This window comes from Ktedonobacter sp. SOSP1-52 (assembly GCF_016587395.1).
The window spans coordinates 1,994,749-2,019,514 of sequence record NZ_BNJH01000002.1; the positions used below are offsets into that span (position 1 = coordinate 1,994,749).

A 24,766-nucleotide genomic window follows, 5' to 3' on the forward strand; every position below is an offset into this window, starting at 1 on the left:
GAACCTCTACCCTTTACCAGGCGAGCGCCGCAGGCGCGAGAGATCAGATGGATACAAGCAACCAGGCGAAATTTTCTAAATCTGGCGATTGCCTGGAAATTTGTTGATAAAAGGGGTTTACAAGATGAGTACAGTGTGGTAATATCTAAACCGTCAAGGGGATGTAGCTCATCTGGTAGAGCGCGACAATCGCACTGTCGAGGTAAGGGGTTCGAGTCCCCTCATCTCCACCAAGCACTTCTCGGCAATACACCGAAAGTACAATAGCTTCTTACAAAGACCTTGCCAATCGCAAAAGTTTGTGGTATAGTAAGCACTGCCAATACGGTGGCGATGAGCAGGAGTAGTAGGTCGTTTGAGTACAGAGAGTAGCCGGGTGGTGTGAGGCTACATATCAGACTGAACTCGCCTGTGAGCTACAAGTGTCAAATGGCAGGCTGGTAAATAAATACCAGGCAAGCTGTGAGCACTTGTCGGGACGCCCGATATAGCGTATAATGAGAGTAAGTCAGAGACAAGCCGATTCTTTACCTGGGCCTGTAGCGCAGCTGGTAGAGCGTCTCCATGGCATGGAGAAGGTCAGGGGTTCGAGTCCCCTCAGGTCCACCAGTTTTACCCCTTGTCTTGATTGAAAAGCGGGGTGGTACCACGGAACAACCTTTCGTCCCTTGGATGGAGGGTTTTTTTGTTGCTCTTTTTTCTACAGAATTTAACCGAATACATTACTATACCAATTTATCCCGCTGCATGGCATCCTGGGAGGCATTCGCATGATTACACGTACGAAGTACGATCCAAAGGCCGTTGAACATAAATGGCAGGCACAATGGGAGACCGAGCAGGTCTACCGCGCCTCAGATGATCCCGCAAAACCTGATTTAAAGCCTAAGTTCTATCACCTGGTGATGTTCCCCTACCCCTCTGGCGATCTACACATGGGGCACTGGTACAACTACTCGCCCTTTGACGCCTATGGCCGTCTCAAACGCATGCAAGGCTACAATGTAATGCAGCCCATTGGCTTCGATGCCTTTGGCCTGCCAGCCGAGAATGCCGCGATCAAACGCGGTGTCCAGGCACGAACCTGGACGCTGGCCAATATTGAGAATATGCGCAAACAGCTCCAGGCCATGGGCGCTGGCTGGGACTGGTCACGTGAGGTCATTACCTGCCTGCCAGATTACTACAAATGGACGCAGTGGCTCTTCCTGCAATTCTATAAACATGGCCTGGCCTATCGCACCAAGGCGCCCGCCAACTGGTGTCCTGGCTGTAACACGACCCTGGCTAACGAGCAGGTGCTGGCCGATGGCACCTGTGAGCGCTGTGGCAGCGTCGTTGAGCGCCGTGAGATCGATCAGTGGCTGCTGAAGATCTCTGCCTACGCGGAAGAGCTGCTGAAGTTTGAGGATATCGAGTGGCCCGAGAAAACCGTGACCATGCAGCGCAACTGGATCGGTCGCAGCGAAGGCGCCGAGGTTCGCTTCAAGGCTGAGATCGAGGGCAAGCAAGAAGAGATTCCAGTCTTCACCACGCGCCCCGACACCATCTATGGCGTGACCTTCTTCGTCCTGGCGCCAGAGCATCCCTGGGTCGCGAAAATCACAACGCCTGAGCACAAGGATGCCGTTGAGGCCTATGTTGACCAGGCCCGCCGTATGACCGAGATTGAGCGCATGAGCGCTGAGAAAGAGAAGAGCGGCGTCTTTACCGGCGGCTATGTCATCAATCCTGTCAGTGGTGAGCAGATACCGGTCTGGATCGCTGATTATGTACTGATGGGCTATGGTGCGGGCGCGGTCATGGGCGTTCCAGCGCATGATCAGCGCGACTTCGAGTTTGCGCGTAAGTTCAATCTGCCCATTCGCCAGGTCATTCTGGCCGAAGATGAGGAGCCAACCGATCCCGCCACCTGGGAAAGCGCGAAAGAAGCCCTGGGACGCATGATCAATTCAGGCCCCTTTGATGGGATCTCCGGCGATGAGTCGAAGACCAAAATAACACGCTCTATCGAGGAGCAGGGTGTCGGCAAGGCCACGGTGAACTACCGCCTGCGTGACTGGTTAATCAGCCGCCAGCGCTACTGGGGTTGCCCCATTCCCGTCGTGTATTGTGAGAAGGATGGCCTGGTCCCCGTGCCCGAGGATCAACTCCCGGTACGCCTGCCTGAGAATGTCCAGTTTAAGTCTACAGGCGAGTCGCCGCTGCGCTATGAAGAGTCCTTCCTGAATACGACCTGCCCCACCTGTGGCGGTCCAGCCACCCGCGAGGCAGACACGATGGATACCTTCATCTGCTCATCCTGGTACTACCTGCGCTACGCCGATCCCCATAACGATCAAGAGGCCTGGGGCCAGGAGCAGATGCGCAAGTGGCTGCCCGTCGACCAGTATGTGGGCGGCGTTGAGCACGCGATTCTGCACCTGCTGTACTCGCGCTTCTTCACCAAGGCCCTGCGCGATATGGGACACCTGAACTTCGGCGAGCCATTCAAACGCCTCTATCACCAGGGCATGGTGCTTGGCCCCGATGGACAGAAGATGTCGAAGTCACGCGGCAACGTCGAGGCCCCCGATAAATACATTGAGACCTACGGCGCGGATACTGTACGCTGCTATATGATGTTCATCGGTCCCTTCGAGGCGGGTGGCTCCTTTAAGGCGGAGAATCTGGAGGGCGTCTGGCGCTTCCTGAACCGCTTCTGGAGCCTGGTCACCGAGTCCTGGACCGACAATCCCAGCACAGAGGAGACCACTGAGAGCAAGGCGGTTGAGCGCCTGCGTCACAAGACCATCAAGCGGATCACCGAAGACCTGAGCAACTTCCGCTTCAACACCGCGCTGGCCGCGTTGATGGAGTGTAACAATGCCCTGATTAAACAGCAGCATGAGCCAGTCGCGCGCACGGCGGCCTTCCAGCGCGCGCTCGAGACCATGATGCAGCTGCTGGCACCCCTGGCTCCCCATATTACCGAGGAGCTCTGGCATCAGACAGGGCATGAGGGCTCGATACACCTGAGCACCTGGCCAGCCTTCGACGAGGCCATGACACACGACGAGAGCTTTACCCTGGTTGTGCAGGTCAATGGTAAAGTGCGCGAGCGCCTTGAGGCGCCCGCTGGTATTAGCGAGGATGATGTCCGCAGGCTGGTGCTTTCTAACGAGCGCGTTCTCTCCTTCATTGGAGACGCCACCGTTCAGAAAGTCATCTATATTCCTGGGCGCCTGGCCAACATCGTTATTCGCAACGTTCGCTAATATCCTAGTTTGTTAGCAGCAATCAGGCAGGCACCTACCCAATAGGTACCTGCCTGAATTTATATGCCCTATTTTGTAACCCTGACACGTCTATAGTAGTAGAAGGTGATGAAAAAATTGAAGATTTGTCATCACCTGTCGATTACACACTGAGAAGGCTATATAATTTGATAGGATGGAAAATTTTCGCGTTCTCTGTGGAAAAAGACAACAAAGTCGTGACTTTAAGTCATAGAGATGGAACTTTTCTACCTCTTCAAACGTATATACCGCAGATAGCCTTTTAAGATCGCTCTCCATGCGTGCTCACACGGCACCTGGAGACGAGCAGCGGTGGTAGTGAGTTTGGGGGACACGTGAAGCGGATCACACTTTTTATGTCACCTGGAACACAGTAACTACGCCGGTTTCCTGCTATGCTTCGTACATACGGAAATAGGTAGTGAGGGTGGAGTAACCTGACGAGGATGGGATAGTGTGATGGGGTACATTCAAAATCTGGTATTTGAAAAACTGTAGGGTGGCGCGTCTATTCAATGAAGCACTCTTTTCTTCGAATGAGAAATGGGCCAGAATAGTCGTTCCATAACAGGTATGCACAGTAGAGAGCAGTGGCGGCTTGCCGGTCATCGGCGTAGGTGGAAGGATATAGAACATGAATACACAGCCTTTGGAATTAATTACTAGCATTGACAACGCTCTTGACGAGACGGACTTTCTTCGCCAGCGCGGTTTTGCTCAAGATGAGATTATTTCTCTGCTCTGGCTTCGTCAATGGTATCAGAATGGCGGGAGTGATCGTGTGGAGGTGGTGCGACAGCTAGAATATTTGCACTACCTCTACACTCAGGGGAAAGTGACCTCCTAGCAGTCTATCTTTTTGACACTCCCCCTTGCTAAAGCAAGGGGGATTCTTCTTTCATCCAGCCCGCTTGCCCGTTCTGGCCTTGCGACCAGAGCAAGTAGAGGCGGTCTGTCCAGAAGCGTTCGGTGTGGCTTGCGCCTCACCCGTTGTAGGGTAGGGGGCTGGCGAGTTGCCGTTGCCGGTACTTTTCCAACCTCCCCCCTCCGAACCCGTGCTTGCGATTTTCACCGCACACGGCTCTCCAGCTTCCGATAGCATCCCAGTTCAGTCGTCTGCATTACGCATGCTTCCCTTTTCTGCTATCGTACAACCTGTTCCCCTTCCCCTTGTATCGAACATTACTCCGATTATTTGGGATGAAGTAGGCCGCCAGCGAGGTACTGATGCTGTTCCGACCTGCCTGGGACGCCAGGTGGTTTCCTGAACTCAGCCCTTTTCCAACGGCCCCTTCCCGAACGTGACGGGCGCCTTTCAACGCATCATCGCTCTCCAGAGATCAGTGCCTTTTCAGCACCACTTTTGAGAAGGATCTTTTGACACATCCATGTCAACCCTTCCTTTTACGTGTGATCTCCTGTCGTCCTTCGCCCTGTGTGTGAATTCCCCACACGCCTTGGTGGAGCGTAACTTCCACGACTACTACGGCGACTCTTTAACCATACCGCTCTCGCGGGTTAGGTCGATCCTCAGTTCCTCCAAATGTCTCCGTCTGTACGTAGGTGCCCAGTTCGTCATTTCCCTCTCCGTGAGGGCTGGCTCCAACGAGAGCTTGCAGCGGAAATAGTACCGTTCCCCTGCACATTGGACACAGGCGATCATCCCGTTCCTGTGGGCTGCCCCTCTTCCGCCATGACTTGGATTCAGCCAATCAAGACTTCACCATATACAGCGTCACTTACTGACCTCTGGCTCCTGGGACTGGAGCTTCACCAGCATTTTATACGACATGCTATTTTCCCTCCAACCTTTTCAGGCGAAGGTGTCCCCGCTTCTCAGCGGATAAGTCGCTGTGTTACTCACCTTGCTCTAGTGAGCTTACCCCGACGGGTAAGAGAGACATTTGTGGCACAAAGGCGCACTATTACGGGAACTCCGTCGCCGTAGGCTCGCGCCCGTAGGCGATCCCGCATTTGCACTTGTGAAACGTTGAGGATGGGTAGGTACCCGTTCGTTCTTTCACCCGATCATTTCGGGTCGTCCCCTGAAAAGAGCTTTCACGTCCCAACAGGAACAGGACGCCATTTCAGGGTCATCGTGTCATGGAGGTTACGATGGGAGCGGGCTTCTCCACGAGAACTTGGGTTCAACAAACACAGCTTTACCATGCATCCAAGACTTGCGGGTCAAACTGCCATACCTCCCTTCTGGCTTCCCCGCTTTCTTCTGCCATGCTCTTGTCCTCTTTGGGTTTCCCCTCCAAGTAAGGCAATGTCTTTGGGGGTATCTGCTCTTAACCCCCAGCTACTCTGTAGCGATTCCACAAGCGCCGAAGCGGCGCACCCTGTCTGCCCGACAGTACGATAGGCCTTGGCTAAAATGTTGAGTGCCCCATTGTGATCGCGGTCAAGCATCAGGCCACAGGAGGGACAGATGTGGGTCCTCACACTGAGCGACTTCTTGACCCGTGCCCCACAGGCGCTACAATCCTGGGTGGTAAATGCTGGCTCGACGGCGATGACGGGAATGTTGTGAACATGCCCATAGTAGGTGAGCCAGAGAATGAAGCGGCCCCAGGCGACATCGCTAATGGACTTTGCCAGCTTGCGGTTCTTCACCAGATTGGCGATTCTCAAGTGCTCATAAGCGATCAAATCGTGAGATGAGATGAGCGCGCTCGCCGTCTTTCTGGCGAAATCTTCACGCTGCCTCTGGACCTTGAGATAGCCTTTGGCAAGCTTCTTTCTTGCCTTCTTGCGCTGCTGAGATGTCTTCTGTGTGCGAGAAAGGCGACGGTGCAACCGCTTGAGCGTGCGTTGGGCCTTTCTCAGATGGCGTGGGTTGGCAACGGTGTTGCCCTCGGCATCGGTCAAGAACGCTTTGAGTCCGAGATCAATGCCGGTGTGCTTGCCTGTTGGGATATGCTCAATGTGCCGTTCAGCTTGTATGGCAACTTGAGCATAGTAGCCATCGGCACGCCGGATGAGACGAACCCGCTTGATCTGCTTGAGCGGGAAGATTTCCATGTCGCGTGTGCCCACGAGCCGGAGACGACCGATGCCACAGCCATCGGTGAAGATGAGATGTCTGCCATCTGGCTCAAGGCGCCAGCCAGTCTGTTTATACTCGACACTGCGGCAATCGTGCTGAAATTGGGGATAGCCTTTCTTGCCAGGCTTCTGGGTGCGACAGTTCTCATAGAAGCGAGAGATCGCAGCCCATGCACGATCAGCAGCGACTTGCCGAGCCTGGGAATTGAGCAGGATGGCAAAGTCGTAGGCTTGGGCAAGCTGGGAGCAATAGCATTGCAGATCGTTGCGGTTGATACCACGAGTATCTATCCAGAGGCGCAGGCACGTGTTGCGGATGAACTGGGTCACGCGTATGGCTTCATCAATGGCACGATATTGGGCCTGTGTGCCATCCAGTTTATACTCGTAGATCAGCATTCTCTCTCTCTTGCTCCTTCCCTCTTGCTGTGCTCTATGGTAAAGCAAAATGTTGATGTATGCAAGAGGCGAAAGAGTGAAATGTACAACTATGTATCTGAACGAGAAACAGCACCAGAAATGACATGGGCAAGCTGAGAAAGAGGATGTTCCGGTTGCGCAATTGGTACGACGTGCTATTGATGCGTTTCTTCTGTGGGACGATCCAACCTCTCAACCCGACCCAACCCACCCCACGCCACTTATTTACAATACATGGCCATATTGTCTGCTCCCAACATGTTGCATAACCCAGCAGGTCGAGGCCGCGACTAACTTTGTCTGCAAAGGAACGCTAGCTCGCTTGGTAAATACGTTGTAGTCATTCGAGCGAATGCGCTCCAGAATACGCCGGTACAAAACCCCGCTTAGTTTCACCGACAACTGACAATCGGGATGCAGCAGGTCAATGCCCTGCTGACCCCTGATGTAGTACTCTTCGGCGCGCGCCATTTGAAAGTGGATCAACTCGCGGAAAGCATCGTTGATCACGCCCTGCTGTAAATCCTCTTCGCTATAGCGAAAACGCTCCATCTCCTCCAGCGGTAGATAGATACGGTTGCGCCGCAGGTCCTCGCCTACATCACGCAAGATGTTCGTCAATTGAAGCGCGATACCTAGCTCCACCGCGTATGTCAATGCACGCTCATCGTTATAGCCAAAGATCGGGCTGGTTAACAGGCCAACAGTACCAGCCACACGATAACAGTAAAGCTCAAGTTCCGCGAAACTCTGATAGCGCCTTTTGCTCAGGTCCATGGCCACGCCATCTAATAGCACCAAAGCGGGCTTTATGGGCACTGCATAGGTCTGTAACATGTCCTCCCAGGCCTGCATAATCGGGTTATCACCGCTCCCTTCGCCATCATAAACATGCTGGAGCGACTGGTGCCAGTAATCCAGTTCGCAATGGGGATCCTTGGCTCCATAGAGATGACCAGTGCGCGGCTCCCGCGTGCCCTCCGCTTCGACCGCTTCATCCACGATATCATCGATCATGCGACAGAAGGCATAGACAGCCCAGATGGCCTTGCGCTTGGGTTGAGGAAGAAAGTTAGACCCCCAGTAAAAGGTTTTTGATGCTCGTTGGATAATCTTCCGACAATACTCGTAAGGATCCGTCACGCTACTCTGTCGCATCGCACATCTCCTATTCTACTTTTGATAGAAGCGGGCTTCTTGCTCACTTCAAAGGTTACATCTCTCGCTCTATAGCTACAGCTGTTCGCTCGTGTTTCTCCGCGCATCATCTTCTATTAGTTTAGGAGACATCACTAACCATGCCTATTTATCAGATGATAATTTGCTCCTACGCCAGTATAGATGCCTGCTCGCTCTAGAAATGGGTAATTCCCCTGGTGTAATATGCAAATTCGTCTTACTGTTCTCTTCGCAGGAACTTGTTTGAGGCGCTTCGCCACTTCGTGGCTATTGATCAAACCTAAAAGAGGAGCTATACGTACATATGGGTAAGGTGATGTTGTTCAGTTCAAAGAATACTCTATAGCTTGTTCAGCTCAAAATATATAATAAGGAAGCTTATGCGTATTATACTTTATCTTGGAAAAGGCGGAGTGGGCAAAACAACCATCTCCGCTGCGACCGCCGCGCGTTCCGCAGCACTTGGCAAGCGCACACTGGTTGTCAGTACAGACCTGGCTCATAGCCTGGCCGACTGTTTAGGAGTTCCTTTGACTTCTGAGCCAGGCGAGATCGCGCCCAACCTGTGGGCGCAGGAGGTCAATGTCCTTGATGAGATGCGCCGTGGATGGGGCAAACTCCAGGAGACTATGACACGCACGCTGCGCAAGCAAGGGGTCGACGATGTCATGGCAGAGGAACTGGCCCTAATTCCAGGCATGGACGAGATCGTAAGCCTCGTCAATATCTACCGCAATGCCGAGCGGGGGAACTTTGACGTGGTAGTGATTGATGCCGCGCCCACCGGTGAGACTGTGCGCCTCCTCAGCATGCCCGATACCTTTCAGTGGTATGTTGGACGCCTCTCTGGTATGCGTGGAACCCTTAACCTGGCCCGACCTTTCCTGAAATCGCTCCTCCCAACGACAGAGTTGCTTGATGCCGTACAAAAATTGAGTGAGCGCGTCAAGACGTTGCGTGAAGTGCTTAGCGACCCCACAATCACCTCGTACCGCCCGGTGGTCAATCCTGAGCGCATGGTGATCAAAGAGGCCCTACGCGCCGAAACCTACCTCTCCCTCTTCGGCTACCCTATCGATAGCGTGGTCTGCAACCGCGTCATCCAGCCCGGCGACTACCAGGATGCCTTTCTACGCGAGATGTATAACACACAGGAGAAGCTCCGACAGCAGATCCATACGACCTTCGCGCCACTTCCCGTCTGGGAGGCACCCTATTATGCCCAAGAGATTCTAGGCGTGGATGAGCTTGAGAAGCTAGCCCAGGTGGTCTTTGGCGAGCAGGACCCCACCACAGTCTACCACCAGGGAGCAGTACAAGAGATCGTGCGCAAAGAGCAAGGCTATATCCTGCGCCTCCCACTGCCTCATGTGGAAATGAGCAAGGTCATCATGACCAAGAAAGGCGATGAGATGATTATCGAGATCGGAAACTTCAAGCGCGATCTCACCCTCCCCGCCATCCTCACGCACCACGAGGCGACCTCGGCCCGCTTCGCAAACAAGGCCTTAGAAATCCATTTTACCGCCCCCGCCGAGGCCGAGAGCGACAAAACGGCATAATCTTCATTCAGGAAGAGAGTGGCAGGCTGTCGTCATGGACGACAGCCTGCCACTCTCTTCCTGAATGATCCTATTAGTCAGGAGACTACCTCTAGCGCTGACTTGCTTGGGCTCGGCTCTTCCTGAGCATCATCCTTCAGGCGCGCATTGCGCAGCGTCAGGAGGGCGACGACGCCCGCCAGGAGTGTAAGAATGCCTGAGATGTCTAATAGAGTAACTGTACTCAAGCGGTCGCCCGCGCCGGTGGCGAGAATCAGGCCTGCAAACATAGCGATGGAGAGAAGCGCCTCGAATGCGCCAAAGACACGACCGCGATAACTATCCTCAACCCTGATTTGCAGCAGCGTCTGTGTGGTTACCATTAAGCCAACGATAAAGACACCCACTATACCAATCAGGAGCAGAGAAATCAGTAGATGAGGATAGTGGGTGATGATCAAGATGGCGCTTCCCGTGGCTACCAGCGCCAACACTGCCAGCACAACCGGGCGAACTACCTTACTCACCTGGCCCACCAGCAATGCGCCCAACAAAGAACCCACACCCTGGGCGGTAATAATCCAGCCCAGCGTGACTGAGCCGCCATGCAGTACTTTTTCTGTCAGCGGCACCAGCATGACATTGAGCACACCCTGTCCTATCATGAGCACGCTCATCGTCAAGAAAACGCCCAGGATGACATCATCGCGTTTAACTATCCCCAGGCCACTCCTCCACTCGCGCAAGACATTCTTTGTCGCCTCTCCAACCGAGACCACTGCATCAGGCTGTGGTGCCGTAGCACGAGCAGGGACAGCAATCAAGGCTATCATCAGAGCTGAAAAGAGATAGGTCGCGCTATCCGCCACGACCACTCCTGTTGTACTCAGCCAGGCATACAGTATACCTCCCAAAGGCGGCCCAATCAGGCGCGTCAGGGCTTCACTAAAAGACGAAAGCGAGTTGGCCCCTATCAAGTCTTTCTCACCCACAAGCGTAGGAATGAGCGCCATCGAGGCGGGTGTAAAAAATTGGGAGATGATCGCCTGGCACGCGACTGCAACATAGATGACCCATATCAGGTTCTGTGTATGAACCAACAAGATCAGTAGGAGCACCACTGCACGCGAAAGGTCGGCAATAATCATCGTCCAACGTCGATCCCAGCGATCAACAAAAACACCAGCCAGTGACCCCAGGAGAATACGCGGCAACATCTCAATCATATACATTATGCCCGTCTGTAATACCGAGCCTGTTAATTGATAGATGTAGAATGGTAGCGCCAGGAGCAACAGCCAGTCACCCGATAACGAGACAATTTGTCCCAGCCATAATAACGCAAAATTACGCTTCCTTAGTGCGGTAAACATTCTCAAGCTCCTTCAATTTTTTAAGCCTCTGTATTCCGCCCCACAACATTCGCTCGCCATTAGACAAAAAACTTCAATCACTTGCAATAAAACACCAATTCCATGGCAATATTAACACCTACCATCAACAAAGTCAATGTCTATTTGCTTATTTTTGGCAATTTAAAGTAAATTTTCAACAAGTTGATCTGTATTTCACCAGCCTCTATTGCTTCCCTCTATGGTACATTGAAAGTATTGGAGGTATGACGTCTCACTCATCCACATACGAAGGAGTTTCCCATGAAGATCTTCGTCGTCGGGACCACCGGGGTCCTTGGACGCGCGCTCCTCCCTCAATTGTTGCAACGGGGACATACCGTGCGTACCCTGGCGCGCACGCTTGATAAGGCTCGTGCACTGGAAGCTGCTGGCGTCGAGGCCGTTATAGGCGACCTCCTGGCTCCCGCCACTATTGAACACCTGCCTTCGCATATCTCTGGCTGTCATGCGGTTGTACACACAGCAACCGCTATTCCACGAGATCCTAATCATCCTGATCCCGATGCCTGGAGGGCCACAACGCGCCTACGAACAGAAGGGACACAATCCCTGTTAAGCGCCGCGCTCGCGGCTAAGGCCAGGCGTTATATCCAGTTGAGTACTGTGATGGCCTATCCCGATGGGGGCGACTTCTGGCTGCATGAGAACGTTCCCCTGGATAGCTCTCCCACGCGTGCGACTATCTGCGCCCCCGTGATCAAAATGGAGGAAATGGTCAGTTCGTTCCATCCCAGCCAGCTCCACTGGTGCATTCTGCGTGCGGGGCAATTCGTGGGCCCAGGGACCGATCAGGAGAACCAGCTTGAAGGGCTGCGAGCCAGTCGTCTGACGGTTCCCGGCAGGGGACAGAGTTACCTATCACTTGTGCATGTCAATGACATGGCCTCTGCGATCGTGACAGCCCTGGAATCAGCTCCGGCTGGCTCTACCTTCAATATCGTCGATGAACCCATTCAATATGGAGATTACCTCGACAGGCTGGCAAACCTGCTGCACGTGCCCCATCCGGTACGCCAGCCAGAACTGCCTGAACCGCACTCCTGCCGTTGCAGCAACGAGGTCGCACGCAGCCGCCTCGGGTGGTCACCCCAGAGGGGCATCTGGCCCGATGAAGAGCAACTAGGGATCATCCCGGCAACTGTTTCGAGCACAACCCAGGCTCGACGTGCCGCCAGATAAAGTAGGAAAGATGGACATGGCGCTGGGGTATTTGCCCCAGCGCCATGTCCATCTTTCCTGCCTCCGGCGAGCTTGTGAGCAGGAAGAGAAGAGAATGAATGGCGTTTGAGAAGCATTGTCGTGCTCTCATGAGAGCTTGACATCTGTTCCATAAAACCTCTATCATGGGGGTGAGATCGACAACGACATGACATCGCCTATCAGTCTATCAGTCTAGCTAAATAGCGCTTACCGCTAAAAAATCTATTGTCTGGTCGCCAGCATGGCGCGCCTACAGCACACTATCTTATACTTTTTCCTTATGTCACAAACACAAACAAATGCTCTCGCGCCCTACATTGAGCGTGCGCGTAAAATCTTACAACATGAACAACGCACTCAGTACCAGGATAAAGCCATCCTTGGCGGAGGGCTGGAAACCTTTGTTGCCCGCTGGGTGGATGAAACGCGCCCACTGCTACAGAATATCGGTCTTGATCCCGCTATCGTGCTACGCCTGCGAACGCACCTGGAGGGGTATCGCCAACTTACACCAGACCAGCGTGCCAGTCGCCTGCGCCTGGTTCTGGCTGATCTAAACGAGCTTGATGGAGCACCCGCCCCTGCTACGCCCCAAAGCACCGCCCCAGTCATTCTCCAGGGAAAGCAGGCAACGACGCTCCCTCATAATACTAATACAACACAGGCCCCACCAGCGCCACGCCAGCAGAAACAGTCGACTGCGCCATCATCCACGCCTGCTACGCACCAACCACCTGCTCCCCCCCCGGAGGAGCCTGATGTACCTCACGTAAAGCGCCCGGTCGAGCCGCCACCACTGCCACCGCCAAACACCATCCGCCTCGAAGCCGGAATGAGCCAGGGGCATACCTCGCTGACGCTCCTCAGCGCGGATGTAAGCGCGGTACCCGGTGTAGGTCCCACAACCCTGAAACACCTGCATCACCTGGGGATACGCACCGTGCGCGACCTGCTCTTCTATTTTCCGCGCGAGCACCGCGATTATAGCAAGATCACACCCATCGTCGATGTCCCCTTCAATGAGGTCTCGACCACTATGGGTCTGATCTGGGAGGTCACAGTCAAGCGCACCAGGGGCAATCAGTCCCGCACCATCGCCACTATCTCGGACGACAGCGGCAAGCTCTACGCCACCTGGTTTAACCAACCCTATTTACAAAAACAGTTGGAGCGCGCACAGGGCTGCTATATCGTGATAACGGGCAAGAAACAGCGCTTTGGCAACAAGGTCGAGTTTAATGTACAGAGCCATGAGCTACCCGAACAGAATGATCTGCTCAACACAGGCCGCCTCGTGCCGACCTACGCCTTGACCGCAGGCCTCTCAGCCAAGGTGCTGCGCCGCTTTACCAAGTGGGTAGTTGATCGCTATGCTCAGATGGTTCCCGATCACCTTCCCACGCCGATCCGCGATATGGCACAGCTTATACCCCTGCCCGAGGCCGTGGCAAAAATTCACTATCCCGATAACGAAGAAGAGCGCCAGCGCGCCTATCGCCGCCTCGCCTTTGACGAGCTCTTTATGATCCAGCTCGGCATGCAGGAGCGCCGCGAGCGCTGGCAGTTCGAGGCCCCCCAGGGCAACGCCTTAACCATCTATCCCGATAAAATCTTTATCGCCCCCCCAACTGACGAGGACCAGGACACGTCTCCTGCCAGTGGTACCACTTTAAGCAATATCGGCATTGGCTCGACGCTCTGGTCTGTAACGGCGACCGATGCACCTCTGGAGGCAACGCTTCCCTTTCACTACACCGACGCCCAACGCCGTGTGATCAGCGAGATTTTCGTCGATATGGCGAAGAGCAAACCGATGTGCCGCCTTTTGCAAGGTGATGTCGGAGCCGGTAAGACCGCTGTCGCCGCCGCGGGCCTCTTTATGGCGGTCCTCAATGGCAGCCAGGGCGCGATCATGGCCCCGACCGAACTGCTGGCGGAGCAGCATGCGCGCAGTATCAGCAAGATGCTTGAGCCTTTCGGGATTCGCACCGTCCTCCTCACTGGCAGCCAGCGGGCCAGCGAGCGCGCCCGTGGACGCGCCATGCTGGAGAGCGGCGAGGCTGCTGTAGCTATCGGCACTCACGCCCTGATCCAGGATGATGTCAAGTTTTATAAGCTGGGACTGGTCATTGTGGACGAGCAACACCGCTTTGGCGTTGAGCAGCGCGATGCCCTGCGCAAGAAGGGATATCATCCGCACATGCTCGTCATGACGGCCACGCCCATTCCGCGAACTCTCTCCCTGACGCTCTACGGAGACCTGGATGTCTCTGTTATCGATCAATTGCCTCCAGGGCGTCAGAAGATCATCTCACGTTGGCGCACAGGAGCACGCCGAGCTGAGTCTTATGATACTATTCGCCAGCAGGTGGAGGAGGGTCACCAGGCCTTTATCATCTGCCCCTTGATCGAGGAGTCCGAGTCGCTCCAGGTCAAGGCCGCGACAACTGAGTATGAGCGCCTACAACGTGAGATCTTTCCAACTCTGCGCCTCGGCCTCCTGCACGGCGCAATGAAGCCCGCTGAAAAAGACCAGGTCATGCACCGCTTCCGCGACCATGAGCTTGATATCCTGGTCGCGACCTCAGTCATTGAAGTGGGTATCGATGTTCCCAATGCCACAGTCATGGTCATTGAAGATGCCGACCGCTTTGGCCTCTCGCAGCTCCACCAGTTCCGTGGCCGCGTCGGGCGCGGCAAACACCAGTCTTACTGCTATGTGCTGAGCGAAGACGCAGGCGCGCAATCACAGGAGCGCCTGGGAGTCTTTGAGGAGATTGATGATGGCTTCAAGCTCGCCGAGGAGGATCTACGCCTGCGCGGTCCCGGCGATTTCATTGGTGTGCGCCAGAGCGGGATGCCAGAGATGCGCATCGCCGATCTCAGCGATACCCGCATGATCGAACTCACGCGCAAGATCGCCGCAAGCGTCTGGGCAGGAGACCCCTACCTGCGCAAGCCAGAGCACACGGCGCTCCGTGAGCGGATGCACCTCTTCTGGCAAGATTTCATGGCCCACTAGCCCCATTTACCGGCGTTGTAGGGTCCATGCAAGCATGGACTCTTACGCCCACCAACTTGGTACCCTCTCCAGCGAGAAAAAGTCCATGCTTGCATGGACCCTACAATTTACTGGAGACACTGCTTTTGCCAAGAGTAAACTATGCTGACCTGGAGTCGCCCCAGAGTCCAAAAAGTCTGCGTTTTAAAGAGCCGCGCACACGCTGCCATGAGAGTGAGAGCATCGCCTCACGTAATTTTTCGGCTTGCATGTGCTCAACCGCTTCAAATTCGTCTAATCTATGTCACCATTGATATAGCGTTGTGACGCTACCCAGAGCGCCTGTTCTCGTTCCTCAGCCGTCATAAACGCTTCGCCCCCTCAATGTTTTGTGCCCCTGCAGACTCTTCTTCTTCATTGACACTCCTTATTTATAGCAAGTCAGAACCGACTTAAAGCCATCTGATAAATGGAAAATGGCTTATGGGCTTACATAGAAACAAACCAATTGTGACAATTGACACATAGATACCAACTGGTCATGTGGCAAAGACCATAAAAGCCCCGCCCACTTTGGGTAGAGCTTTGCAGAATATACTGGAAATCCGTTATGCTATGACCAGTCACACAGGTGCAAACGCTGAGCCATCCTGATGACGCGCACTTATTTGTGCAGGTCCACAAATTGACACTGCTTGACGCTGAAATCAGCTGGCTTGAACGCACAATAGCCCATCTACGCACATCTCCCCAGGCAGCTTCCACGTCTGTCCCCTCATAGGTGAGAGAGATGGCTGGAAGCAACTGGGGCATATTTTTAGCCCATCAGGTCAATTTTGACTTAACGTAGGTTTCACGTCATAATTGACAGCCTTTGCTGGTAGAAAGTAGCTCACGACGCGAGGGTACAGCAACTATCGCTTCTGCTGCATCGTCTGAGGCAGGTCAGGTACTTCTACCTACTTAGACGCAGCCAGTGAGGTCTGCTAAAAATACGGAACAGGACACACACTTTGAGGAGCACAGTTATGGATAAACAGCAACGCACGGCACTCCTGCTGATGGCGCTGACTGTCCTGATCGATATTACAGGGTTTGGCCTGGTAATTCCCCTCCTGCCCTTCTGGGCAGAGCATTTTGGGGCCGACGCCTTTATGATTGGCATGCTCACCAGTCTCTATGCCCTGGCCCAATTCCTCTTTACGCCCATTCTAGGCACCCTTTCAGATCGCTATGGGCGCAAGCCGATCATTGTTGTCTCCCTCGTCATTGAGGCGCTCTCCCTGGTGCTCACGGCCCTGGCGGGTTCGCTGCCTATGTTGCTGGTGGCGCGCTTCGTTGGCGGTCTGGGAGCCTCAAATATCGGCTCGGCTCAGGCCTTCGTTGCCGATGTCACGCCTCCGGAGAAACGCGCGCAAGGCATGGGCATGATCGGTGCCGCGATTGGGCTGGGCTTTGTCATCGGTCCCGCCCTGGGTGGCCTGCTCGCTGGCCCATATCCTGGACTACCGTTCTGGATCGCCGCCGCAGTCGCCCTCCTCAATGCCGTGCTCGTGATTGTGCTTCTGCCTGAGAGCCGCAAACGCCTGACGGGCCAGGAGCAGAGGCAGAGCAAAAAGGCCAGTAAGAGCGGGATTGGCGCCTTCTTCTCCGGGTGGGGCAACCTGGCTCATAACCCGGCGGTGCTCTCGCTGATCCTGGTCAACCTGCTCTACACCGTCGCCTTTACGGGGATGGAGAATATCTTTCCGCTCTTCACCCAGCATTACTTTCACTGGGAAGCAACACAGAACGCCTATGTCTTTACCTACATCGGCGTCATCATCGTCATCATGCAAGGAGGGCTGGTTAGCCAGCTCGTCAAGCGCTGGCGAGAGCGAGGTGTTATGCTGGCCGGGCTGGTACTTATGGCGCTTGGGCTTATCGCCCTGGCCTTTAGCACTCAGCTCTCCTGGCTCATGGTCACGCTGGGTGTTCTCAGCATCGGCGATGGCGCGGTGAGTCCCACCGTCTCGACGCTGCTCTCCTTCGCCAGTCCCGGCGAAACCCAGGGTGAACTGCTCGGACTGTCTCAGGGCTTCGCGGGCCTGGCTCGCATCATTGGCCCCTTGATCGCTGGCGCTATTTATAAGATAGGTAGCGCGGGCACGCCCTTTATCGTGGGTGGTATACTTGTGGTGCTGGCGACGCTTGTAGCCTTCCCCACAATTGCACGAGTTACACAGCCTGCACAGCCAGCTCGGGCCGATGCCGTCGAGGTTCCCTCCTCGTCCCACGACTAGGCTCATCCAGGCCTACATTTACCTTTTTCAATTACAACTACAACACTGTAAGGAGTTTTCGTAACATGGCAGCACGTATCTCTATCATGGTCCTGCGCCTCGCCGTTCTGGTCGCGCTTATTCTGGGCATCTTCTACTGGGCCGGCAACTATATCGTGCGCACCGATGTACACCAGGGCGTTGGTATTATCGCCGTCATCTGTCTCTGGATCATCGCCGGTACCCTGGCCACCACCAAACCTGGCAATGCAGGAATCGCGATTGGCGCGGCCATTTATGGTCTGATCGTCATCGCCTTAGGTCTTACTCAGGACAACATTCTCATTGGCCCCGCCCATGACATCATCCGCACCATCCACCTGCTGCTGGGTCTGGGCGCCATCGGCTTCGGCGAGATGCTCTACGCTCGCTACAAGCGCATCTAAATACTCGGTATCACTGTTCTCTTCAGGAAGCACTCTCTATTAGATGGGGGTGCTTCTTGTTTATGTCTCGTGACTTCCCATCTCATACCCTGCCTGGCCCTCTTCATCACTTTGCACGCTATTGCCGAAATGACCCTACTATGGTTTAATGGACAGAAGACCCTGCTTTCCAGGGGCCATGTACTATGAGTTTTTACATACTATTTTAAGGGGGGGTTCTGACGTGAGCAATGAAGCACAACGTCCACGCATAGCAGTCTATCCGGGAAGTTTTGATCCAGTTACCAATGGACATCTCGATATCGCGCGCCGAGCGGCGCGCCTCTTCGATGAACTGGTCATCGCAATCTACGCCTTTCCCGACAAAAATGTGCTCTTCACCGTTGACGAACGCCTCTCACTCTGGCAGGAAGTCATTGCCGCCGAAGGCCTGACCAATGTGCGCATCGAAACCTTCTCGATACTCGTAGTAGAATATGTACGCTCTCTTGGTGGCTGCGCGCTCATTAAAGGTTTACGCTCTCCCAACGACTTTGGCACTGAGTTTGAACAAAGCCTGATGAACCGCAAGCTCGCACCTGAAATCGAGACCATCTGCCTGCTCACCAGCCTGGATCACCTGTTTATCAGTTCATCCCGGCTCAAGGAAGTTGCTCGCCTGGGAGGCAATGTCGATGATATGCTTCCCGCCGCGGTAGTACGCGCGCTACGCCATAGGTTCGGCCAATAGCGCTCGCTCAGAGACTACCCCCTGGCATCCATACACGTAGCGCTTATGACTTCTCGGCGTACGCACCAGGAGAGGGAAGGAGGAAGTTCTTGGACATTCTGTACCTCGTTGATCGCCTGGATAATCTCATCGCATCAAGCAAGCGCGTGCCTCTGACTAACCAGGTCGTCATAAAAGAGACCGACATCTTCAATATTATTGAGCAGATGCGCACCTCGATCCCTGAAGAGGTCAAGCAGGCGCGCCGCGTTATTCAGGATAAAGAACGTATCCTCGCTCAGGCCCAGGCCGATGCCAACGCCTTGCTCAATCGCGCGCGTGAGGAGACCGAGCGCGTCATCAACCGCGAGGGGCTGCTGAAGGTCGCGGAACAGCGCTCGCAGGAGATGCTGAACCAGGCCGAACAAAAGGCCCAGCAGTTGAAGGGCGACGCCGACGCCTATGTCATCGAGACGCTACGCACCCTGCATGAACAGCTTGTGCAAGTGGAGACCAGGGTCAGCCGCACCGTCTTAAGCGTTGAGCGTGGCATCGAGAGCCTGGAGGAACATGGGCAAATCGCCACCGCAGGGGACAATAGCCTGGAAGAGCACGACGCCACAGCATACATCAACGAGGAAGAAGCATTTCTCGAAGAGGAGGAGGTAGGAGAACTAGTGGAAGACTCCCCCGGTGGATCACTGCCAGCTAATATACTACCACAGCCACGTCCACGGCGCTCCTCTCTGGCGGCCGATACCATTGGCATTAACCAGCCTTAGCATGTCACCTGTCGCGCTGGAGGGCAGACGTCAAACGGGTCCTATTCGTACGCCAACCTCTTTTTCGCTCTACGGCACGCGTAAGGTAAACGCACTATCCATGCGGCATCCTCGCGGTGCCTCCCTTACCCGTGGCCGCATACGGGTCTTGACACCCTTTCAAGGCTTGTCTATAATGAGCAAGCGCCAGCAAAGAGCAAGAACTTTTCACTTTGCGCCATATCGCTATTTTCAGTATGCATTTTTACTGAGAGGAGATATCCTGGTGATGTCTCACACAAGGGTTCAACTTTCTAGTGGAAAGGGAACAAGGAATGATCTTTAATGTGGCGCAACTTTTGAAATCGCTCGTCGGTACCAGCCTTGAGTCCGACTTTAGCGAAGATGATATTCAGCTTGACGAAGATCTCAAGGTCATCGGTCCTATCGCAGGTCACGCTCGTATACGTCACATCAACCAGGGAATTCTGGTGGACGGCTGGGTAGACCTTACCGTTGAACTAGAGTGCACACGCTGCCTCAAGCATTTCGAGCAGCCGCAGCATGTAGACTTTGAAGAGCGGTTTTATCCAACCGTCGATGTGGTAACTGGTATTCCTGTCGAACCTGTAGACGCGGAAGATGCCTTCCCTATCGACGATCACCACCTGGTTGACCTTACCGAGGCGATTCGCCAGCAGGTCCTGCTTGCGATACCTATTGTGACCCTCTGCCGCGAAGATTGCGCCGGGCTGTGTGCGCAATGCGGGAAGGATCTCAATGAGGGTCCTTGTGAATGCCAACCAGAGCCAGACGCACGTTTCAGCGTCCTCAAGACACTTTTGCAGCAGGACAATTCATAAGCACATGTCACCCAGATTTTCAACGGGTGGAAGAGGAGAACAATTACCATGGGAGCACTTCCAAAGCAGCGTACCTCACGCGCTCGTCAGGGTGAGCGCCGGGCACATCATCACCTGAAATTACCACAACTGGTGGCCTGCCCTCAGTGCAAAACACCACGTCTTTCGCACCATGCCTGCCCTAATTGTGGCACCTACCGTGGCCGCCAGGTGTTTCTTCCTAAGGCCAGCAAGTAATGACAAGCAAGCGGCAATGTAACGCTTCTTCGTGAAGTCTCTTACATACGCCGCTTCTTTTTTTTGAGAGTACTACTTCTCCGAAAACCTGAGTGCGCTTGTGCCCGAATGGGTAAAGCACTAGTCGCGTAAGCGACGTTGGTTTTCGGAATAAGGATCAAAATAGCATGACGACCAGAGTCGCCTTTCTTTTTCCAGGGCAGGGAAGTCAGGCTGTTGGCATGGGAGCCGATATCTTCGCGTCCTCTCCCGCGGCCCAGAGAGTCTTTGCCGCCACCGATGACGCCCTCGGGTTCTCACTAAGCGATCTCTGCTTCAACGGCCCAGAAACCACCCTGCGTGATACCATTAACGCTCAGCCCGCTATTGTGACCGTCAGCCTCGCGTATCTTGCCGCACTCCAAGAAGCCCTCTCCCCTGGCGAGCCTTCTTCCTGGTCTACGCCCCTCACACCCGCCTTTGTCGCGGGCCATAGTGTGGGCGAATGGAGCGCGCTGCCTGTCGCGGGCGCACTCGATCTCAAAGAGACCATCCTGGCCGTGCGCGAACGGGGCCGCCTGATGGAGCATGAAGGCACGGTCTGCCCCGGGGGCATGTCCGCCGTCATCGCCATGGACGAAGAGCCACTGCACCAGGTCTGCCAGGAAGCAACTGAGCAGGCACTCGCGGAGCTAGCGGGGGCTACGACCCATCCCGGTCAGGGACGCGTCATTATCGCCAATTATAACGCTCCCGGCCAGATCGTAATCTCTGGTGAGAAGCGGGCGCTTGAGCTGGCGGGAGAACTGGCGAAGGCGCGTGGCGCCAAGCGCGTGATTCCTCTCGCGGTCAGCGGTGCCTTCCACTCACCCGTGATGGAGCCAGCCGCGCAAGGCCTGGCGAAAACGCTGGCAGAGCTTGAGCTTCGTGAGGCCGCGCTTCCCATCATCGCCAATATCGATGGCACGCCGCTCACCGACCCCTCGCATTTGCGCCAGGAGCTTGCCCAACAGGTGGCATCCTCTGTACAGTGGGTCAAGACCATCCAGTACCTGGTGGAGGCTGGCGTCAACATCTTTATCGAGATTGGTCCGGGCCAGGCTCTTGCGGGCATGGTCAAGCGCATCGCGAAGGGCGTCACGATTATGAACGTTGGCAACGCCAGCGAGGTCGCAAAGGCCGCAGCCCAGCTACGCGAACAGGATGTTTTGGCGTAGCTGCTTGCTTGTGTGAGCATATAGACAGGCTCTCCGTCTGAAGAGTCGGAGACCTGTCCAAAACCAGTATTGAAGTCCTCCTACTATGGACGGGCACACCATTTGGGATATATACTTGACATAGCTCGCAAAAGGGCCTATCTTTGGATTTAGATAATTTGCAATAGCGCCTGAATGCTCAACTACGATAGCGACAGATATACCGTAGTCATTTGTCAAATAAGTCGCTCGCTCCTTAACACTGGAAGGTTGCGATCTTACTTACCCATTTCATCTGGTGTGGCACTCACAGAGAAGAGAGGTTAAGATGGCAAGCGCCTATCAAAGCATTGGCTCCGTTCGCGTGGCCAAACAGGTACTTTCGACTATCGTAACGCATAGCGCGTTGCAGATTCCAGGTGTAATCGGTATGGCCAATACATCACCCACAGTGGCGATGCGTAACCAGTGGTCTCGCCTCCTCAAACACGACATTCCTCCTCAGGGGGTTGGGTTAACAGTGAGGGAGAACACCGTCTCGGCCGATTTATACTTGATCGTTGATGCAGATGTCGATATCGTCTCAATCGGCTCTGCCGTACAGGATGAGGTTGCCTCTGCGCTCGAAGATATGGTCGGGATGCAGGTGCAAGAAGTCAACATCTACATTTATGACATTGCATAACACGTCATTAGTTTGACATTTTTTGAGGATACTATGCCAGGGATACGCAGGCAAGCGCGCATGGTCGCACTGCAAACACTCTATGAATACGACATGGTCCATCATGATCCCCTTGAGATCTTGCAGCGGCACGCTGAAGAGCGTAATCTCCATGCCAAAGTGGTAGAATACGCGCAAGAGCTGGCCGAGGGTGTCTGCAAGCACCTGGCTGATATCGACGCGCATATCCAGAGTGCCGCTCGCGAATGGCCACTGCAACAGATGGCTCGTGTCGATAAAAATATCCTGAGACTTGCAATCTACGAGATTCTGTTTAATAATACTGTACCAGCCAAGGCTGCTATCAATGAGGCTGTGGAACTTGCCAAGCTCTTCGGCAGTGACACCTCGAGCCGCTTCATTAATGGCGTCCTAGGTACTATATTTAATCGGGCTCAACAACAGCCCACCCCAAAAGCGGAAAGCGAGGTGAAATAATGCCAACTATTCATGATAGGCTGAAAAAAATTATCGTCGACCAGCTTGGTGTCGACGAGAGCGAGGTCGTTTCTAGCGCGTCTTTCGTTGAAGATCTCAACGCCGATTCGCTGGACCTCGTCGAACTCATCATGTCCCTTGAGGAAGAGTTCAAAGTTCAGATCTCCGATGAGGACGCCGAGAAAATCACGACCGTGCAAGAGGCCGAGGATTATATCGAAGAGCACCTGCGGTAATTTTTTTCTTCCTACGGACTCATGACAGGGTGGCCTAGGCCACCCTGTAACTTCCCTCACTCCCCTTCAGACAACCTGTATACTTTCCACACACTCCCCTTTGCGAGATCCCATATATTTGCTACTATTTCTTTGTAAGACTACGACATAATAATATTTTTTTCAAAAAAGAAATTTTGGTTGTCACACTTTCACATCCTCGTGCATCTGAGTAATAGAGAGACGTGTAAACCTGGCAATAGTTCAGATACACGGCTCCCGGTAAGAAACGTTTCTTTGCTATCGTCCATTTGTTGAGAGAGTTATCTGTGTGGATACGACGCCTACCGCCAAGGCTATAGAAGCGCTTATTCATGAGTACAGCGCCCTGGTCTTTCATACCATCTATGGCATGACCAATGATTGGGAAGAGAGTCAGGACCTGACCCAGGACACCTTTCACCAGGCTCTGCGTGGGATAGATGCCGCTCGTCGCGCGAGTGGAGACCACTTCCAACCTAAGGCCTGGCTCCTGCGTATTGCGCTGAATACGGTTCGCATGCACCATCGCCGCCGCAAGATACTAAGCTTTGTCCCCTTCTCACATATGCTCGAAGGTCGCCAGGCGGAGACGGCGAGTAGCGAAACGGTCAGCGAGCAGGCCGCGCCTCTTCAGCCTTCAGGACTGGGAACGCATGCATCTGATGATCCGGCTGACATCATCGCCGAGCGCGACGCCGTACAGCGCGTCCTGGCGCGCCTGGCAGAGCCTCTACGGGCCTGCCTGCTGCTCTCTATCGTTGGCGGCCTGACCACCGCCCAGATCGCCGATCTGCTTGAACTAAAAGAGCCAGCCGTACGCCAGCGCCTCGCCCGCGCCCGCAAGCAGTTTCAACAGCTCTACGCCTATGAAAGCGATGAGAAACTTGTAGAGACGCCTGGGACTTCAGAGCCAATCACGACCAGCGCCGCCTCCACTGCCAGAGAGAACATAGGACCATCTACGCAAGTACATAAGCCCTATCATCTCTCGCTCAACGCCCAACCTGCGACACATCGGAGTAGCTATGCATAACGATACCGCAGAAACACTGCTACTACGCCACTATGGTCCAACAGCGCCCAGGCCCTCGGGACTTGAGCAACGCCTGGTACATGCACTGCACCAGGAGAAAGTACAAGAACCGGCGCTCTTACCAACACGCCAGGCGCGTCTTATGACGCGTCGCCAGATCCTGCGCGCCGTAACCTTTAGCACCGCCAGCGCGGGCCTCGTAGGCCTGGCACTGGAAGGCGTTCAGCAACTTGACACGAGGTTCTTCGGTCACGATGCGACGACGCAACCACGGGCGGCCTACTAGCCTCCACAGGCTGGTCTCGCTCCTAGCGCGTCAGGGCAGACACGACCTTACGCTTGTTACTGTACGCTCGAATCTTGTATGAGATTTGAGCCTGAGCATACAATTGATTGTATTTTTCGCGTTACCATCTTAGTCCAGAAAGGACCTACCATCATGCCATTTGGAGTACATCCACTTACACTAGTTATCGTCGTCGTCGTCGCCCTCCTGGTCTTCGGCCCCAAGCGCCTCCCCGAGATGGGTTCCGCTATCGGTAAGAGCATTCAGGAGTTCAAGAAGGGCATGAGCGAAATTGGCGCTCCCAAAGAAGAGAAGGAAGAGGTCAAACCCGTCGAGTCGAAGGGCGTTGATGCCATGGACATCGAGGCACTTGAGCGTGAGATTGCCGCACGTAAAGCTGCTTTGAACGCCCAGGAGGCCGCGAGCCACTCGGTCGATGCCGAGGTTTAGCGGTTTCCAAGCACGAATGTCGTCTTCTAAAAAACCTGCCT

General features: G+C 54.4%; 22 protein-coding genes and 2 tRNA genes. 20 read left to right on the top strand and 4 right to left on the bottom strand.

Features of this window, described 5'->3' with window-relative positions; all coding sequences use genetic code 11:
• Positions 1-157: 157 nt before the first annotated feature.
• The 4 genes from JMJ16_RS24045 (at position 158) to JMJ16_RS24060 (ending at position 4,125) form a co-directional block, all read left to right on the top strand.
• A tRNA-Ala gene (locus JMJ16_RS24045) sits at positions 158-233 on the top strand.
• Positions 234-533: 300 nt separating this feature from the next.
• Positions 534-609: transfer RNA gene (locus JMJ16_RS24050), tRNA-Ala, on the top strand.
• Positions 610-770: 161 nt separating this feature from the next.
• Positions 771-3,257, top strand: coding sequence for a leucine--tRNA ligase (gene leuS / locus JMJ16_RS24055; RefSeq protein ID WP_201385612.1), 2,487 nt, complete (start codon positions 771-773; stop codon positions 3,255-3,257).
• Positions 3,258-3,912: 655 nt separating this feature from the next.
• Positions 3,913-4,125, top strand: coding sequence for a hypothetical protein (locus JMJ16_RS24060; RefSeq protein WP_201385614.1), 213 nt, complete (start codon positions 3,913-3,915; stop codon positions 4,123-4,125).
• Positions 4,126-4,176: 51 nt separating this feature from the next.
• Here the strand turns inward: JMJ16_RS24060 and JMJ16_RS24065 are convergent, their stop codons facing one another.
• From JMJ16_RS24065 to JMJ16_RS24075, 3 genes are all read right to left on the bottom strand, one after another.
• The gene (locus tag JMJ16_RS24065) at positions 4,177-4,350 is read right to left on the bottom strand and encodes a hypothetical protein (RefSeq protein WP_201385617.1); all 174 of its coding nucleotides are present in this window, start codon (positions 4,348-4,350) and stop codon (positions 4,177-4,179) included.
• Positions 4,351-5,465: 1,115 nt separating this feature from the next.
• Positions 5,466-6,728 carry a transposase gene (locus JMJ16_RS24070; protein WP_236601668.1) on the bottom strand — a complete coding sequence of 421 codons (1,263 nt, stop codon included), beginning with the start codon at positions 6,726-6,728 and terminating at the stop codon, positions 5,466-5,468.
• Positions 6,729-6,974: 246 nt separating this feature from the next.
• Positions 6,975-7,907: a phytoene/squalene synthase family protein gene (locus JMJ16_RS24075; protein ID WP_201385619.1), complete on the bottom strand. Its 933-nt coding sequence runs from the start codon at positions 7,905-7,907 to the stop codon at positions 6,975-6,977.
• Between the two features lie 401 nt (positions 7,908-8,308).
• Between JMJ16_RS24075 and JMJ16_RS24080 the strand changes: the two genes are divergently transcribed.
• Positions 8,309-9,490, top strand: coding sequence for an ArsA family ATPase (locus JMJ16_RS24080; RefSeq protein WP_201369480.1), 1,182 nt, complete (start codon positions 8,309-8,311; stop codon positions 9,488-9,490).
• A 77-nt stretch (positions 9,491-9,567) separates the two neighbouring features.
• Here JMJ16_RS24080 and JMJ16_RS24085 read toward each other — a convergent pair whose 3' ends face one another.
• Positions 9,568-10,842 carry an MFS transporter gene (locus tag JMJ16_RS24085; protein ID WP_201385620.1) on the bottom strand — a complete coding sequence of 425 codons (1,275 nt, stop codon included), beginning with the start codon at positions 10,840-10,842 and terminating at the stop codon, positions 9,568-9,570.
• 282 nt (positions 10,843-11,124) lie between these two features.
• Here JMJ16_RS24085 and JMJ16_RS24090 point away from each other — a divergent pair, with 282 nt between their 5' ends.
• The 15 genes from JMJ16_RS24090 to JMJ16_RS24160 all read left to right on the top strand — a co-directional run bounded on the left by JMJ16_RS24090 (position 11,125) and on the right by JMJ16_RS24160 (position 24,725).
• Complete coding sequence (locus JMJ16_RS24090) at positions 11,125-12,063, top strand: NAD(P)-dependent oxidoreductase (protein ID WP_201385621.1); 939 nt, start codon at positions 11,125-11,127, stop codon at positions 12,061-12,063.
• Positions 12,064-12,364: 301 nt separating this feature from the next.
• The gene (gene recG / locus JMJ16_RS24095; RefSeq protein ID WP_201385622.1) at positions 12,365-15,106 is read left to right on the top strand and encodes an ATP-dependent DNA helicase RecG; all 2,742 of its coding nucleotides are present in this window, start codon (positions 12,365-12,367) and stop codon (positions 15,104-15,106) included.
• A gap of 971 nt (positions 15,107-16,077) precedes the next feature.
• Positions 16,078-17,367, top strand: a complete 1,290-nt coding sequence (locus JMJ16_RS24100; RefSeq protein WP_255553243.1) for an MFS transporter — start codon at positions 16,078-16,080, stop codon at positions 17,365-17,367.
• 65 nt (positions 17,368-17,432) lie between these two features.
• Entirely contained in the window at positions 17,433-17,792 is a 360-nt protein-coding gene (locus JMJ16_RS24105) for a hypothetical protein (RefSeq protein ID WP_201383021.1), read from the top strand.
• 223 nt (positions 17,793-18,015) lie between these two features.
• Positions 18,016-18,522 carry a pantetheine-phosphate adenylyltransferase gene (coaD, locus tag JMJ16_RS24110; RefSeq protein WP_201385624.1) on the top strand — a complete coding sequence of 169 codons (507 nt, stop codon included), beginning with the start codon at positions 18,016-18,018 and terminating at the stop codon, positions 18,520-18,522.
• An 89-nt stretch (positions 18,523-18,611) separates the two neighbouring features.
• Positions 18,612-19,283 (top strand): hypothetical protein, encoded by a 672-nt coding sequence (locus JMJ16_RS24115; RefSeq protein WP_201385626.1) that lies wholly within the window; start codon positions 18,612-18,614, stop codon positions 19,281-19,283.
• A gap of 326 nt (positions 19,284-19,609) precedes the next feature.
• Positions 19,610-20,125 (top strand): DUF177 domain-containing protein, encoded by a 516-nt coding sequence (locus JMJ16_RS24120; protein ID WP_201383015.1) that lies wholly within the window; start codon positions 19,610-19,612, stop codon positions 20,123-20,125.
• Between the two features lie 48 nt (positions 20,126-20,173).
• Positions 20,174-20,362, top strand: a complete 189-nt coding sequence (rpmF, locus tag JMJ16_RS24125) for a 50S ribosomal protein L32 (protein WP_007911634.1) — start codon at positions 20,174-20,176, stop codon at positions 20,360-20,362.
• A gap of 167 nt (positions 20,363-20,529) precedes the next feature.
• Complete coding sequence (gene fabD / locus JMJ16_RS24130; RefSeq protein WP_201385628.1) at positions 20,530-21,558, top strand: ACP S-malonyltransferase; 1,029 nt, start codon at positions 20,530-20,532, stop codon at positions 21,556-21,558.
• A gap of 307 nt (positions 21,559-21,865) precedes the next feature.
• Positions 21,866-22,222 carry an Asp23/Gls24 family envelope stress response protein gene (locus JMJ16_RS24135; RefSeq protein WP_007911636.1) on the top strand — a complete coding sequence of 119 codons (357 nt, stop codon included), beginning with the start codon at positions 21,866-21,868 and terminating at the stop codon, positions 22,220-22,222.
• A 33-nt stretch (positions 22,223-22,255) separates the two neighbouring features.
• Positions 22,256-22,699, top strand: a complete 444-nt coding sequence (gene nusB, locus JMJ16_RS24140) for a transcription antitermination factor NusB (RefSeq protein ID WP_007911637.1) — start codon at positions 22,256-22,258, stop codon at positions 22,697-22,699.
• Positions 22,699-22,935 carry an acyl carrier protein gene (gene acpP, locus JMJ16_RS24145; protein ID WP_201369493.1) on the top strand — a complete coding sequence of 79 codons (237 nt, stop codon included), beginning with the start codon at positions 22,699-22,701 and terminating at the stop codon, positions 22,933-22,935. Before nusB ends, acpP begins: the two co-directional genes overlap by 1 nt.
• Before the next feature lie 310 nt (positions 22,936-23,245).
• Entirely contained in the window at positions 23,246-23,989 is a 744-nt protein-coding gene (locus tag JMJ16_RS24150; protein WP_201385630.1) for an RNA polymerase sigma factor, read from the top strand.
• Positions 23,982-24,275 (top strand): hypothetical protein, encoded by a 294-nt coding sequence (locus JMJ16_RS24155; RefSeq protein ID WP_201385632.1) that lies wholly within the window; start codon positions 23,982-23,984, stop codon positions 24,273-24,275. Before JMJ16_RS24150 ends, JMJ16_RS24155 begins: the two co-directional genes overlap by 8 nt.
• Before the next feature lie 153 nt (positions 24,276-24,428).
• The gene (locus JMJ16_RS24160) at positions 24,429-24,725 is read left to right on the top strand and encodes a twin-arginine translocase TatA/TatE family subunit (protein WP_201383006.1); all 297 of its coding nucleotides are present in this window, start codon (positions 24,429-24,431) and stop codon (positions 24,723-24,725) included.
• Positions 24,726-24,766: the final 41 nt, after the last annotated feature.

Coding starts and splice junctions, on each gene's coding strand:
- leuS (WP_201385612.1), top strand. CDS start 771: ATGATTACACGTACGAAGTACGATCCAAAGGCCGTTGAACATAAATGG.
- JMJ16_RS24060 (WP_201385614.1), top strand. CDS start 3,913: ATGAATACACAGCCTTTGGAATTAATTACTAGCATTGACAACGCTCTT.
- JMJ16_RS24070 (WP_236601668.1), bottom strand. CDS start 6,728: ATGCTGATCTACGAGTATAAACTGGATGGCACACAGGCCCAATATCGT.
- JMJ16_RS24075 (WP_201385619.1), bottom strand. CDS start 7,907: ATGCGACAGAGTAGCGTGACGGATCCTTACGAGTATTGTCGGAAGATT.
- JMJ16_RS24080 (WP_201369480.1), top strand. CDS start 8,309: ATGCGTATTATACTTTATCTTGGAAAAGGCGGAGTGGGCAAAACAACC.
- JMJ16_RS24085 (WP_201385620.1), bottom strand. CDS start 10,842: ATGTTTACCGCACTAAGGAAGCGTAATTTTGCGTTATTATGGCTGGGA.
- JMJ16_RS24090 (WP_201385621.1), top strand. CDS start 11,125: ATGAAGATCTTCGTCGTCGGGACCACCGGGGTCCTTGGACGCGCGCTC.
- recG (WP_201385622.1), top strand. CDS start 12,365: ATGTCACAAACACAAACAAATGCTCTCGCGCCCTACATTGAGCGTGCG.
- JMJ16_RS24105 (WP_201383021.1), top strand. CDS start 17,433: ATGGCAGCACGTATCTCTATCATGGTCCTGCGCCTCGCCGTTCTGGTC.
- rpmF (WP_007911634.1), top strand. CDS start 20,174: ATGGGAGCACTTCCAAAGCAGCGTACCTCACGCGCTCGTCAGGGTGAG.
- fabD (WP_201385628.1), top strand. CDS start 20,530: ATGACGACCAGAGTCGCCTTTCTTTTTCCAGGGCAGGGAAGTCAGGCT.
- JMJ16_RS24135 (WP_007911636.1), top strand. CDS start 21,866: ATGGCAAGCGCCTATCAAAGCATTGGCTCCGTTCGCGTGGCCAAACAG.
- nusB (WP_007911637.1), top strand. CDS start 22,256: ATGCCAGGGATACGCAGGCAAGCGCGCATGGTCGCACTGCAAACACTC.
- acpP (WP_201369493.1), top strand. CDS start 22,699: ATGCCAACTATTCATGATAGGCTGAAAAAAATTATCGTCGACCAGCTT.
- JMJ16_RS24155 (WP_201385632.1), top strand. CDS start 23,982: ATGCATAACGATACCGCAGAAACACTGCTACTACGCCACTATGGTCCA.
- JMJ16_RS24160 (WP_201383006.1), top strand. CDS start 24,429: ATGCCATTTGGAGTACATCCACTTACACTAGTTATCGTCGTCGTCGTC.